Source organism: Pseudovibrio sp. W74 (assembly GCF_001623085.1).
In the GTDB taxonomy this organism is placed as follows: domain Bacteria; phylum Pseudomonadota; class Alphaproteobacteria; order Rhizobiales; family Stappiaceae; genus Pseudovibrio.
The window spans coordinates 1-12,574 of sequence record NZ_LMCJ01000017.1 but is presented as its reverse complement, the minus strand read 5'-3'; the positions used below and the strand labels follow the sequence as shown (position 1 = coordinate 12,574).

The 12,574-nt window shown below is 52.0% G+C and carries 13 protein-coding genes and 1 riboswitch; of the genes, 11 read left to right on the top strand and 2 right to left on the bottom strand.

Features of this window, described 5'->3' with window-relative positions; genetic code table 11:
• The first annotated feature begins 174 nt into the window (after positions 1-174).
• From gloB to PsW74_RS11310, 4 genes are all read left to right on the top strand, one after another.
• The gene (gloB, locus tag PsW74_RS11325) at positions 175-948 is read left to right on the top strand and encodes a hydroxyacylglutathione hydrolase (RefSeq protein ID WP_063286448.1); all 774 of its coding nucleotides are present in this window, start codon (positions 175-177) and stop codon (positions 946-948) included.
• Positions 948-1,391: a cupin domain-containing protein gene (locus PsW74_RS11320; RefSeq protein ID WP_063286127.1), complete on the top strand. Its 444-nt coding sequence runs from the start codon at positions 948-950 to the stop codon at positions 1,389-1,391. Before gloB ends, PsW74_RS11320 begins: the two co-directional genes overlap by 1 nt.
• Before the next feature lie 495 nt (positions 1,392-1,886).
• Positions 1,887-3,131: an argininosuccinate synthase gene (locus tag PsW74_RS11315; RefSeq protein ID WP_063286128.1), complete on the top strand. Its 1,245-nt coding sequence runs from the start codon at positions 1,887-1,889 to the stop codon at positions 3,129-3,131.
• 206 nt (positions 3,132-3,337) lie between these two features.
• Positions 3,338-4,189 (top strand): methyltransferase domain-containing protein, encoded by an 852-nt coding sequence (locus PsW74_RS11310; protein WP_063286129.1) that lies wholly within the window; start codon positions 3,338-3,340, stop codon positions 4,187-4,189.
• 3 nt (positions 4,190-4,192) lie between these two features.
• Here the strand turns inward: PsW74_RS11310 and PsW74_RS11305 are convergent, their stop codons facing one another.
• Entirely contained in the window at positions 4,193-4,726 is a 534-nt protein-coding gene (locus PsW74_RS11305) for an MAPEG family protein (protein WP_108818764.1), read from the bottom strand.
• A gap of 124 nt (positions 4,727-4,850) precedes the next feature.
• Between PsW74_RS11305 and PsW74_RS11300 the strand changes: the two genes are divergently transcribed.
• From PsW74_RS11300 to PsW74_RS11290, 3 genes are all read left to right on the top strand, one after another.
• Complete coding sequence (locus tag PsW74_RS11300; RefSeq protein WP_063286449.1) at positions 4,851-6,062, top strand: crosslink repair DNA glycosylase YcaQ family protein; 1,212 nt, start codon at positions 4,851-4,853, stop codon at positions 6,060-6,062.
• An 87-nt stretch (positions 6,063-6,149) separates the two neighbouring features.
• A complete protein-coding gene (locus PsW74_RS11295; protein WP_208987943.1) occupies positions 6,150-7,043 on the top strand; it encodes a hypothetical protein in 894 nt (297 codons plus the stop codon).
• Between the two features lie 141 nt (positions 7,044-7,184).
• Entirely contained in the window at positions 7,185-7,622 is a 438-nt protein-coding gene (locus PsW74_RS11290; RefSeq protein WP_057460765.1) for a hypothetical protein, read from the top strand.
• An 82-nt stretch (positions 7,623-7,704) separates the two neighbouring features.
• Here PsW74_RS11290 and PsW74_RS11285 read toward each other — a convergent pair whose 3' ends face one another.
• On the bottom strand, positions 7,705-8,889 hold the full coding sequence (locus PsW74_RS11285) for an O-succinylhomoserine sulfhydrylase (protein WP_057460766.1): 1,185 nt from the start codon (positions 8,887-8,889) through the stop codon (positions 7,705-7,707).
• Between the two features lie 67 nt (positions 8,890-8,956).
• Positions 8,957-9,034: riboswitch (SAM riboswitch) on the bottom strand.
• Positions 9,035-9,156: 122 nt separating this feature from the next.
• On the opposite strand from PsW74_RS11285, the gene PsW74_RS11280 reads away from it, so the two are divergent.
• The 4 genes from PsW74_RS11280 (at position 9,157) to PsW74_RS11260 (ending at position 12,141) form a co-directional block, all read left to right on the top strand.
• Positions 9,157-10,263 (top strand): 2'-deoxycytidine 5'-triphosphate deaminase, encoded by a 1,107-nt coding sequence (locus PsW74_RS11280; RefSeq protein ID WP_063286131.1) that lies wholly within the window; start codon positions 9,157-9,159, stop codon positions 10,261-10,263.
• A gap of 4 nt (positions 10,264-10,267) precedes the next feature.
• Complete coding sequence (locus PsW74_RS11275; protein ID WP_063286132.1) at positions 10,268-10,816, top strand: YigZ family protein; 549 nt, start codon at positions 10,268-10,270, stop codon at positions 10,814-10,816.
• 158 nt (positions 10,817-10,974) lie between these two features.
• On the top strand, positions 10,975-11,385 hold the full coding sequence (locus PsW74_RS11270) for a hypothetical protein (RefSeq protein ID WP_063286133.1): 411 nt from the start codon (positions 10,975-10,977) through the stop codon (positions 11,383-11,385).
• A 222-nt stretch (positions 11,386-11,607) separates the two neighbouring features.
• Entirely contained in the window at positions 11,608-12,141 is a 534-nt protein-coding gene (locus tag PsW74_RS11260; RefSeq protein WP_153040661.1) for a hypothetical protein, read from the top strand.
• Positions 12,142-12,574: the final 433 nt, after the last annotated feature.

Sequence of the window (12,574 nt, the reverse complement as noted above, 5' to 3'; positions counted from 1 at the left end):
CGCGCGTTGCCTTCTCTTATCATGGGGTGCCAGAGCCCTGGGCGCAACGCTTCTTGCTGACGATTTGCAAGCTTAAATCAACCACACCCAGAGTTTTGTGAGTTTGCAGTTGAATTTGACAGCTTGTCCTCTCATGATCTCATAAAGATATACTGTATGCTTGGGAGCTGGTTGATGATTGAAGTTGAAGTCCGGCAGTTTGTTTGTCTGAAAGATAATTTCGGCGTTCTCGTTCACCACTCCGACAGTGGCTGTACAGTTGCAATTGATGTTCCAGAAGCAGCCCCTTACTTACAGGTTCTGGGAGAGACCGGATGGAACCTGACCGACATTCTCATCACACACCATCACTGGGATCATGTCGGCGGAATGGCTGAACTCGTTGAGAAGACAGGCGCAAAAGTAACCGGGCCAGAGCGCTCCCGCCAACACATCACAGGCATGAACCGTTTTGTGGAGGACGGAGATGACATTCTCGTCGGCCCAATTGCAGTCAAAGCCATAGGTACTCCGGGCCATACACTTGACCATATCTCCTGGTGGTTTCAGGAGGCAGGCATTGCTCATACAGGCGACACACTCTTCGCCCTCGGTTGCGGCCGCGTTTTCGAAGGAGATCCCGAAATGATGTGGGCCTCTCTAAGCCACCTGGCAAACACATTACCACCCGAAACAAGGATCTATTGCGGTCACGAATACACGCTGGCCAACGCCAAGTTCGCTCTCACGATCGACCCAAACAATCAAGCATTGCAGGAACGGGCAAAACGCATCGAAGCGCTCCGTGAAGTCGGTCGCCCAACCCTGCCAACCTCCATGGCAGCCGAGCTTTCAACCAATCCGTTTTTGAGAGTCCGAGATCCTCTCGTCCAGAAAAACCTCAACATGGTCAACGCTGAGCCAGTTGATATATTTACAGAAATACGCCGCCGCAAGGACAACTTCTGATGCCGCTCGACCAGATCACCTCCTCAGCAACCGCTGAAGAAATCATCGCTGAACTGCAAATGAAAGAGCATCCGGAAGGCGGCTACTACACCGAAACCTTCCGGGATACAGAAGGCCCAGAAGGGCGTGGCTATTCAACGGCGATCTATTATCTTCTCAAAAAGGGCCAAAAATCTCACTGGCACCGGATCGATGCAATTGAGACATGGCACTACTACGGCGGCGCCCCGCTCTGCCTTTCCATCAGCTCCGAAGAAGGCAGCCAAAACGACATCATCCTCGGCATGGATGTATTAAACGGCCAACGCCCTCAAGGTATCGTACCTCGCCATGCATGGCAGTCCGCACGAAGCCTCGGCGAGTGGACATTAGTCGGTTGCACCGTTGCTCCAGGTTTCCTTTTCGAGGGCTTCGAGCTAGCATCACCAGACTGGAATCCTTGAGCCAAAGTCATCGAATCGCGCAATAAATGCTTCGATAATCTTGACCAAACCTCAAAGAAATCTGCCCGCAATTTTAGACAAAAGACGCATAAGACCTGCCCGGAAATCCTCGTAGATACAGAGACTTGTTGGTTAATTGCAGGACTCTGGAAAATTTTTCTGCGCATAAACTCTATGGTTTTTCCGCAGATACAGTTGAGAGATCATGCAGTTTAGCAACTCACGGCTCACACCCAAGACGTGCAAATTTTATGGCATCAAAGCATAACATAGCAGTCATTATCTTCGCGTTATCAAAACCTTACATACCCGATAGCTGAACCCCGCATCAGCTTCTACTCACCCAATTATCAGGAACACCTGTAAGTAGCTCAACTATCCCGATTAATAACTCAGCACTCAATCCTCAATCACCACTTGCGTTGCTGGCTCTCCTCGGTAGATTGCCCAGCATAGGCGCTTTATGCGCCCGAACACACATTTGGAAGCTAATCTATGGCCCAAGGCGACATCAAAAAGGTTGTGCTTGCCTATTCTGGCGGGCTCGACACCTCGATTATTCTCAAGTGGTTGCAGGCGGAATACGGCTGTGAAGTTGTAACTTTTACTGCTGACTTAGGTCAGGGCGAAGAGTTAGAGCCAGCACGACGAAAAGCTGAACTGCTTGGTATTCGAGAAATCTACATTGATGATCTCCGTGAGGAATTCATTCGGGACTTCGTGTTCCCAATGTTCCGGGCCAACGCAGTTTACGAAGGCGTTTATCTCCTCGGCACCTCTATCGCCCGTCCACTTATTTCCAAGCGTCTCATCGAGATCGCTGAAGAAACCGGCGCTGACGCAGTTGCGCACGGCGCAACCGGTAAAGGCAACGACCAGGTACGCTTCGAGCTGGCATGCTACGCACTGAACCCAGACATCAAGGTGATCGCACCTTGGCGTGACTGGACACTGAAGTCCCGTACTGACCTGATCGAGTTCGCTGAACAGCATCAGATCCCGGTACCAAAGGACAAACGCGGCGAAGCACCGTTCTCCGTTGACGCAAACATGCTTCACTCCTCTTCCGAAGGTAAAGTTCTGGAAGATCCGAATGAAGAAGCACCAGAGTATGTCTTCCAGCGCACCGTTGACCCGCTCAGCGCGCCGGACGAAGTCACCGAAATCGAAATCGGCTTCGAAAAAGGCGATGCGTGCTCCATCAATGGCGTACACATGTCTCCGGCAACTCTGTTTGCCAAGCTGAACGATTACGGTCGCGACAACGGCATTGGCCGCCTCGATCTGGTCGAAAACCGTTTCGTTGGCATGAAGTCCCGCGGCATCTATGAGACACCAGGCGGAACAATCCTCCTGTCAGCACACCGTGCGATGGAATCCATCACGCTGGACCGTGACGCTGCTCACCTCAAAGACGAGTTGATGCCACGCTACGCAAAGCTCATCTACAACGGCTTCTGGTTCTCCCCAGACCGTGAGATGCTGCAGGCGATGATCGACAAGTCTCAGGAGTTCGTGACTGGTACGGTTAAACTGAAGCTCTACAAAGGCAACGTTATCGTTGTTGGTCGTGCGTCCCCTTACTCTCTCTACTCAGAAGAGCTGGTGACCTTCGAAGACGACCACGGCGCTTACGACCAGAAAGACGCTGCAGGCTTCATCCGCCTCAACGCTCTGCGTCTGCGCACGCTGGCAAAGCGGAACCAGATGACAAAAGCAAAAGAGCTATCAGACGCCTGAAAGGGTAAAAGCTCCTAAGCTTTAAATTAGTTATTAAGCCCGCAGTGGAAACACTGCGGGTTTTATTTTGAGAAATACCTAGCAACAAAAATACAGCTACTTTCCGTTGCTTACCTAAAAACGATCAACCAAAAGAGGCTTACTGTTCATTAATTTTTTCATGGCTCAATCATGTCAGTATTCAAAGACGAGGATACTACACAGCGATGACGAATGACAAAAAAGAACAAGAAACCAATCCCGTTGCAGATTTCCTCCGACATTTCATGATCTATGATCATGTACTCGAGCTCAAAGAGACCGGAGAGTTCAACGGAGCTGCCGATCACTTGCTGAACCTTCTTGGGCAAGGGTGCTCTGAAAATTCAGAGGAAACCATCGATCTGCCAAGAGCAAAAGCGAACTCAGAAAAGCTGGACAGTATGCCAGCTGAGTATGTTTCCGCTCTGTTTGACCAGAAAGCAAAGCTTTTCGATATCAAGCTACTAGAGATCCTCCAATACAGCCTACCAACCAAGATCCACGAAAAGATCAACACTCTCAATCTTGGCCCCTTTAAACGTCTTTTAGATCTAGGTTGTGGCACTGGCTTAGCTGCCGAACTTTTTGAAGATCAGATCCCTTATAAAACTGGCGTCGACATTTCCGAGCAAATGCTCAATCTGGCGAGAGACAAGAAGATCTACAACGATCTCCAGCAATGTGAAATCAACGAGTTTCTCGATCAGGATCATCCTCAGAAATGGGATTTGATACTCGCATCAGAACTCTTGCCGTACTTTGGTTCACTGGAAGATCTCTTCGAAGGTGTTGCCGGCAACATCGAAAAGAATGGCGTGTTCCTGTTCTCCGCTGAAGCTGTGATGGAGCCTGCACCCAATACCCAGCCCTACACGATGAGCGACAGCTGCCGCTTCAAGCATACAGAAGATTATCTCCGCAATCTCTTGGAGCAATTCGACTTTGCAACCATCGACTTCACGCAGACCACACTCCGACAAGAGCACGAAAGTCCTGTGCTCGGACATCTTGTAGTCGCTCGCTATATGCCAGCGTGAGCGCTACAACCCGGCCATCAACGTTATCAGCACAACCACCAGCATTAAAATGCTCGGGTAGAAAGTCAGCGCAAAGCCGGTTCCACGCCATGGTGCCCCCTTCTCATAGCTGGCAAAAAACAGGATACGCCCGAGCGCAAACAGTAGTGCTGCCAACAGCGGCACCGACATCGTGCTGCCGGGCATAACCGCAGCCCAGGCAATGTAGATGAACCCTGCCAACACCCCCTGCTCAAGTGTATTTTGCAAAATACTCTGCAACATCTTGGCTTTCTCACTGCCGTGGGTTAGCCCTCCTCCATCAATGTCATCAGCATGATAAAACCTGCGCATTGCCAGACGACCTATGGAAATCATCAGCAGCAAGGCAGGTGATAACAATGAAACCGCTGCCACCCAAAGTCGCTCAGAGGCATTCCAGTCCGCGGCAAATCCAAACGGATTGAGAAGCGCACCAAACAAAAGCACAATCGCGGTCACCAACGCTCCAACAATCATCCGCTGAAACACACCCCGCTGTTTTTCTGCAAAGTCCAATGCAACCTCCATTTAGAGAACATAATGGGAACAAACCCACAACTATCTGCTGCGGACTGCTTGCGGCAAGGCGCTGCCTCTCCTAGCCTAGGCACGTCTGACCAAGCAGGAGACTTTGATGACTATGGAAGCGCAGTTAGTTTTAAAAGTTGATAACGCCGCTGCGCGCCGCTTGTTTCTGCAGAAACACGCCCTTCTTGAAGCACCAACAGGCTCCTCGAAAGGAGAAGACCTCCTCAATCTCATTCACCGCATTGGCTTTGTGCAGGTTGATAGCATCAACACAGTAGAGCGTGCGCACCACATGATCTTGTGGTCACGCCGCCAAAGTTACCGCCCCAAACATCTCAAGAAACTGCTGGAGAATGACAGAAGCCTCTTTGAGCACTGGACGCATGATGCCTCAATCATTCCAACCGAGTTCTTCCCTTATTGGCACTACCGCTTCCAAAAAAGCGCAGAAAGCTTGCAATCCCGCTGGAAGGTCTGGCGCGGTGCGGAGTATCAGGAAAAACTCAACCTCATTCTACGGCACATCGAAGAAAACGGCCCCGCTGGCACCTCAGATGTCGGCAAGGATGAGAAGCGCAGCAAAGGCGGGTGGTGGGAGTGGAACCCATCCAAAACAGCGCTTGAATATCTCTGGCGGACCGGACAAATCTCCGTCTCTCGGCGTGAAAACTTTCAAAAACTCTATGACCTGACAGAACGCGTCATCCCTGAGGATCACCGCTCCGCTAAACCCAGCCATGCAGAAACCATAGAGTGGGCTTGCAACTCCGCAATCGACCGCCTCGGCTTCGCTACGCCCAGCGAAATTGCAGCCTATTGGGACAAACTAGACCTTGCCGATGTCAAAGCATGGTGTGAGCAAGCCCAGAAGCGTCAGGAACTAATCCCTGTTGAGATTCAACCTGCCAGCGGCACGAAGCCCAAATTATGTCTCGCACGCCCAACAATTGAAGATGAACTGAGATCCCTCGAAGCCCCTTCCCAACGGATCCGCATCCTCAGTCCATTCGACCCGGCATTAAGAGACCGCAAGCGTGCTGAGTTCCTTTTTGACTTCAATTACCGCATCGAAATCTTCGTCCCTGAACCAAAACGGCAATACGGCTATTATGTCTTCCCTGTCATGGAGGGGGACAAGTTGATTGGCCGCATTGATATGAAGCGTGACAAAGCCTCCAATGCTTTGGCCGTAAAACGCTTCTGGCCCGAAGCTGGCATTCGCATGGGCAAAGGCCGCCAACAACGATTGGAAGCTGAACTGGAGCGATGCACCCAGTTTGCTGGCTGTGAAGATCTTCAGTTCCTCTCAGCTTGGCAAGGATAGCCCACTGGATGGCGGGACTATCAGAAACGTAAGTAACCTCCAATACTGCTGGTAAACGTCGCATTCTCGTCAGCACCAAGAGAGCAAATGGGCCCGTTTTTGCAAACTTTGTTGCGTATTCTGCTCTGCCTTGTGGCGCTGAATACCTCTGCCAGCCAGGCCCAACCTCTCTTTGATTTAGACGATCACTTCACTTTCAATCCGCAAGGCAAATACCAACCCCGCCTCATCGGCCTGTTTGAGACAGATCGCAATAACACATCTGGAGCCGCCGAAGTCATCACGCCAGTCTTTCAGGACAGTCATGGCATGTTCTTCGCTGATGTCCGCTCCGGCAACTCCTCTGATGCTGTATATCTCATAAGTGCTGGCGGTGGCCTCCGTCACTTTGTACGGCCAAACTTGATTGGCAGCACCTACATCTTCATGAACTACAAGGAAGATTACGAACGCGGCCCCGCAACTGCAGTCACCACGGGCATCGAGTTTCTGGCAAATAACTATGAAGCTCGCTTCAACGCACAATTCCCGACAAGCAAAGTCCGTATTCTGGAACCGGAGCCGGGCAGCACAGACCAACGCGAAAGCATTCCTCTCCTCAACCTTTCAGGAGAGATTGGCTACGACCTCCCCGGAACAGAGGATCTGGGGTTCGGCCTCCGCATCTATGCAGGAGGCTTTTATAGAACCGCCAACAACATTGAAGAGATAAGCGGAGCACAGGGACGGTTTGAAATATCCCGTGCAGGCTGGCTTGGCGTACCTGGATTGAAGACCACATTTGTTGGACAGATCCGCTATCACAGCGACATCAACTATCCCATTGGTGCTTTTCAACTTCGCATAGGCCTTCCCATCGTCAAATATTGGAAGGGCATCACTGTCAATAACTATAATGAGCTCTCTCACATAGAACGTCGCATGACAGAACGTGTGCGACGCCCCCTCACTATTCACAATCGCACGCGTCGTATTCCCTAGAACTCCACTTAAAATGAAAGCCCTAGGCATTAAACCACTCGAAGCGTTACCCCTCCCGGTTTCAGGGCATCACAGACCCCCAGCATTAATGTTAATCTTTTCCGATAGGATACCGCTTCCAGCTCTTCCGGGGACAACCACATGAGGACTATTCCACTCACGCTCATTCCGTTCTTGCTCTACAACGCTGTGGCATTTAGGTGGTTTGAAGATCTAGAGCCGGTGCTTGATCAAGGCTACAACGTCACCCCGTGGGCTGCCATTGTATTCCAGATCCCACTGCCATCCGGACTGCTCGTTCCTCTGGATGTCGCCACCCTTCTGCTTGCAGGCACTTTGGTCCTGCTCTTCGTTGAGATCATCAAAGCCACCAGAACCAGCACACTCTCACTGGTAGATCACAGCTTGTCTCTGTTGATCCTCGTGGCCTACCTGATTGAGTTTCTCTCGGTGCAAGAAGCCGCCACCCCGCTCTTCCTTCTGCTCATGACCATCACGTTTCTGGATGTCATTGCAGGTTTCATCATCACCTTGTCCGGAGCACGGCGAGATGTAGTTGTGGCAACCAGCAACAGCTAACAACAAGTCCGCAGCATTGCGCTTTAATGCATAAAGGGCACCCGGTTGGATGCCCTCACGCCAGTCATAATGTGCAACACGCTTAAAGCGCGGCCAATGCCTTAGCAACATCTTCCAGCAGGTCATCTGCATCTTCCAGACCAACAGAAAGACGAAGCGTCTTGTCTGTAATGCCCAGCTCCAGACGCGCATCTTCTGCAACACTCTGGTGCGTAGTCGTCGCCGGATGGGTAATCAGGCTCTTCGCATCACCAAGGTTGTTGGAAAGGCTGACAATCTCCAACGCATTGGAGAACTTGAAGGCCGCTTCCTTACCACCCGCCAAATCAAACGCCAGCATGGTAGACCCACCCTGCATCTGCTTGGCCACGATATCCGCCTGTGGGTGATCAGCGCGGCCCGGGTAAATCAGGCGAGACACTGCAGAATGATCCGCAAGGAACTCTGCCAGCTTGCCTGCATTCGCAGTCTGACGCTCAACACGCAGAGACAATGTCTCCAGACCTTTCAGCAGAACCCAGGCGTTGAACGGGCTCATCGCAGGTCCGGTATGCTTGAACGGGTCATGGAACTCTTCCACAATCCACTTTTCATCGGAAAGCACGATACCGCCCAGACATCGGCCCTGCCCGTCAATATGCTTGGTCGCGGAGTAGATCACCACATCAGCGCCCAAGGCCAGCGGGCTCTGCCAGATAGCAGTCGCAAACACGTTGTCTACAATAAGCCGTCCACCAGCTTCGTGAATAATATCCGCAACAGCTGGAATATCGATCACTTCAAGCGTCGGGTTGGTTGGGCTTTCAAGGAATGCCGCTGTGGTGTTCGGACGAACAGCTGCTTTCCATTGCTCAATGTCAGTGCCATCAATCAGCGTGGACTCCACACCATAACGTGGCAGCAGCTTTTCGATGATGTATCGGCAGGAACCGAACAGTGCCTTTGGTGCAATCACGTGATCGCCAGCTTTAACGCAGGCCATAATCGCAGAGTTAACAGCCGCCATACCAGAAGCCGTGCCGCGTGCGGCCTCAGCGCCTTCCAGTTCGCACATTCGTCGCTCGAACATTCCTACGGTCGGGTTTGCGTACCGGGAATAAATATAGCCCGGATTCTCGCCCAAAAAGCGTGCTTCTGCCGCTTCTGAGCTGTCGTAAACATACCCTTGTGTAAGGAAGATAGCTTCGGATGTTTCACCAAAGCTGGAGCGCGTTGTGCCTCCATGAACAAGCCGAGTTGCTGGCTTCCAGTTCTTTGCGTCTGTCATCGCTCATTCCTGCCCGAAGAGATATCGCTCTATCCCTTCATTAAAAAACCCCGGCGCGGGCCGAGGTCTATACAAGAACCCGACCCTTTAGCTACTTGTTTTACGTGGTTGCAAGCCGGTCGACCAAATCACCACGGAATAGGCAGCGTTTTTACCTCGAAAATACACTAGGGTCAATCAATCAACATAGCATGCAGACTTGGCGAGAGATCAAACTTACGTTAATCAGTGTCAGAACGATTTAAGCACGAGTGGGCGGAACCAACAATGACAGGCATTCTTCCGGCAAAAGCGATTGAAGCTATGTTTGCCAGCGGTGCAATTAAAGCAGACAGAGTGCCCGACGAGGACCAGATTCAACCTGCCAGCCTTGACCTGCGCCTTGGCGTAAAAGCATGGCGTGTCCGTGCCTCCTTTCTGCCCGGCCCTGACGCTAAAGTGGAAGACAAGCTGGAAAAGCTCATCCTGCACGAGATCGACCTCTCCAAGGGCGCCGTGCTGGAAACCAACTGTGTTTACATCGTCCGCCTTCAGGAAGCGCTGAACCTCCCGGCTGAGCAATCCGCCACAGCCAACCCGAAAAGCTCCACGGGCCGCATCGATGTGTTCACCCGCGTCATCACAGACCAAGGCCGCGCATTTGACCGTGTTGAAGCTGGCTACAAAGGCCCGCTCTACGCTGAGATCTCTCCAAAGACCTTCCCTGTGCTGGTCCGCGAAGGCTCTCGCCTGTCCCAAATCCGCTTCCGCGATGGTGAAACCCTCATCAATGATGAAGACCTGACCAAAGTGCACAACCAGCACACACTGGTGTCTGGCGGCAAGGACGAAGACGCCATCAACAACGGCGTACAGGTGTCCATCGACCTGAAAGGCTCTGGCAAAGACAGCCTCATCGGCTACCGCGCCAAGCGCCATACAGGTGTGATCGACGTCGATCGCAAAGACGCACAGGACCCGGAAGACTTCTGGGAGCCGCTGTACAATCGCGGAGATGCAACGCTCATCCTCGACCCGAACGAGTTCTACATTCTGGTCTCGCAGGAAGCCGTCCACGTCCCGCCACAATACGCCGCTGAGATGGTGCCATTCGATCCACTCGTCGGCGAATTCCGCGTCCACTACGCAGGCTTCTTCGACCCCGGCTTCGGTCACTCCACCGTTGGTGGCACAGGCTCCAGAGCCGTTCTAGAAGTCCGCTCTCACGACGTTCCCTTCATCGTAGAACACGGCCAGACGGTTGGCCGCCTTGTCTACGAGCACATGGAGGAAGTGCCAGAAACCCTTTACGGCGAAGGCATTGGCTCCAACTATCAGGGTCAGGCTCTGAAGCTCTCCAAGCACTTCAAAAGCAAAGAACCGGTAGGAGCATAAGCTGATGCCCCTCTTCACCGTTGAGCAGGAATACAACGCGATACTGGAAGAAAAGAAGTCACGCTTTCTTGCCTTTCTGGTACCCCATGTAGACTTTGCTCAGCGGCTGGCGGACCTTCGCGACGAGCACAAAAAAGCCAACCACCACGTCACCGCTTTCCGCAGAATGCTCCCCGAGGGACGCATCGATGAAGGCGGCAAAGACGATGGCGAACCCGCTGGCACCTCCGGCATGCCCACACTCAAAACGCTCATTGGTGCAGACCTTGTGGATGTGGGCGTCATCATCGTCCGTTACTTCGGCGGCACAAAACTGGGCACCGGCGGTCTGGCACGGGCCTACTCCGGCGCCGCAAATCTCGCCATTCGGGAAGCTGAGCTTGTGCCATGGCTGCGCATCAAAACCCGCAGTGTCTCTGCCAGCTTCTCCAGCAGTGCCGAACTGGAACGCCAGGTCATTCTGCTACAGCTGGAAATCATCGAACGCACCTTCACAGAGGACGGCGTAACCCTGCTCGTCAGCGGTCCTGAAGATCAGATCGATAAGCTCTAACCTTCTGTACCAGCTTACCTTTCCCATTCTCTCAGCAATCTCGCTGCACTCAACTAATTAAAATCCTAATAAAAACTTAAACTTTGGCACGCGCCTTGCGATGTGAATCCCAGGAAACGGCATCAGTCTCATTTTGAGACAGTCGGGGGAGTTAAGTCATGCGTGTCACCCGCACTGGAAAAGCGATTAACACTGGAACAGACGCTGATCGTCGCTATCGCGATATCGGCTCTCGCCGTCACGCCAAAATCACAGAGCAAAATGCTGAGACTGTCTCAAGACGGAACACCTACGGGAAACCAGGCAAGGAATTGCAAGTTTCTGAGGATGTCGCCACCACGCAAACCCAGCACGAAAAAGACGCCCAGTTCTATGAACTGCCAAAGCGCATCAACGTCTTCCGCTGCAACTCCGCTTTCCTCGCCCACCTCATCGGCATCAAAGAAAACGCCGCCCACCTGCGCGACCGCCGCCGCGTAGAACCCGAGGAAGGCGCCATCAGCTACACCACCACCGAAAAAGCCCCCCGCCTCATCGGCGAAGGCCGCATCATCGAATACAACGCTTGAAGAAATAGAACAAAAGCTGTTTCAAAAACTCTTAGACTTCGCTAGGGAGAGCCTGTTGTACAATCTGCGGATCAGGCTTTGCTCGAATACTTCTACATATTCTCCTTTAACGGATATAACTTCCTCACGGTAAATTGCGCGCACTTGGGCTTTAACGTCCTTAGCTGGCCGTTACTCTCGACGATCCTCGTTGTAAATCGAGCAATGTCACCCAGACTCCTGATGATCGTAGCAGTAAGCCAATTATTGCTCTTCGCCTTGATGACATACTTGTCAGGCGGACAAAGCGGTATCTTTGCAGTCCCAGATACATATTTCCACATCGCTTGGGCTATATTTCCAATACTTTGCCTCATCACCATCCTTTGGGGTTTGATTATGATGTTCCTGAAGGATGTGCCGAAATTGACCCGACCACAGGCCATTTTTTATTACATTTTCAGCTTGTTACTAACCTGTGCTAACCCCTTGGGCCCTCTATTGGCATTCACCACAGGTGTCGACGGTTTCTTATATCACGATGTCACATCTGCCTTCGTCTCAACACTCGGCGCCGTATTTGCAGCTTTTGCCCTAGTAACGTTCTTGCCCGCATCAGCTGGCGCAATCATCTATAGCTACCCAAACCCACTAGTTCGTCGAGGGTTAATGACAGCAAGCTTACTCGCATGGAGCGCGTTTTCGCTCTGGATTTTGGATCACAGCCTCCAGTACTTCAATATAAGATCCGTAAAACTGGTTGCCTCAATTTTTTAACAGACAAGGCAATATGGACGGACACCACAAACACCAACAGCACCACATGACATCCCATGCAGTGTTGAACCAGAGTTCCCGATAATCGGGATGAGCAAGGCGGCAGGCAATACCTGCGCTACTTATTTAAAAATGTTTCTTCGGCATCAGCTACACGCCTTGCCCGGGCTTTCTTTAAATGAACAACATCGCCTCTTTTGCCTATAAGGCACGATAGCCGGTTTCCCGGAAAGAAAGTGGCTTATCCAGACACGTTTCCATGCCCAAACAGTTCCTCCGTCTTTGACAAACACATCTGCAAAAGCAGGTCTTACTGCCGGTACATCTGCACCTGTCACCGCGTGATACCCTATAGTCCTGGGCCCTTCCCCTCAAACCATGCGGTCACGTTTGAAGTTCGGTTCACCGGACCACTGAAAGGTGCGTTACGTCT

What these genes read in the sequence shown, in the direction of transcription:
- gloB (WP_063286448.1), top strand. Translation starts at nt 175, where the DNA reads ATGATTGAAGTTGAAGTCCGGCAGTTTGTTTGTCTGAAAGATAATTTC.
- PsW74_RS11320 (WP_063286127.1), top strand. Translation starts at nt 948, where the DNA reads ATGCCGCTCGACCAGATCACCTCCTCAGCAACCGCTGAAGAAATCATC.
- PsW74_RS11315 (WP_063286128.1), top strand. Translation starts at nt 1,887, where the DNA reads ATGGCCCAAGGCGACATCAAAAAGGTTGTGCTTGCCTATTCTGGCGGG.
- PsW74_RS11310 (WP_063286129.1), top strand. Translation starts at nt 3,338, where the DNA reads ATGACGAATGACAAAAAAGAACAAGAAACCAATCCCGTTGCAGATTTC.
- PsW74_RS11300 (WP_063286449.1), top strand. Translation starts at nt 4,851, where the DNA reads ATGGAAGCGCAGTTAGTTTTAAAAGTTGATAACGCCGCTGCGCGCCGC.
- PsW74_RS11295 (WP_208987943.1), top strand. Translation starts at nt 6,150, where the DNA reads ATGGGCCCGTTTTTGCAAACTTTGTTGCGTATTCTGCTCTGCCTTGTG.
- PsW74_RS11290 (WP_057460765.1), top strand. Translation starts at nt 7,185, where the DNA reads ATGAGGACTATTCCACTCACGCTCATTCCGTTCTTGCTCTACAACGCT.
- PsW74_RS11285 (WP_057460766.1), bottom strand. Translation starts at nt 8,889, where the DNA reads ATGACAGACGCAAAGAACTGGAAGCCAGCAACTCGGCTTGTTCATGGA.
- PsW74_RS11280 (WP_063286131.1), top strand. Translation starts at nt 9,157, where the DNA reads ATGACAGGCATTCTTCCGGCAAAAGCGATTGAAGCTATGTTTGCCAGC.
- PsW74_RS11275 (WP_063286132.1), top strand. Translation starts at nt 10,268, where the DNA reads ATGCCCCTCTTCACCGTTGAGCAGGAATACAACGCGATACTGGAAGAA.
- PsW74_RS11270 (WP_063286133.1), top strand. Translation starts at nt 10,975, where the DNA reads ATGCGTGTCACCCGCACTGGAAAAGCGATTAACACTGGAACAGACGCT.
- PsW74_RS11260 (WP_153040661.1), top strand. Translation starts at nt 11,608, where the DNA reads ATGATCGTAGCAGTAAGCCAATTATTGCTCTTCGCCTTGATGACATAC.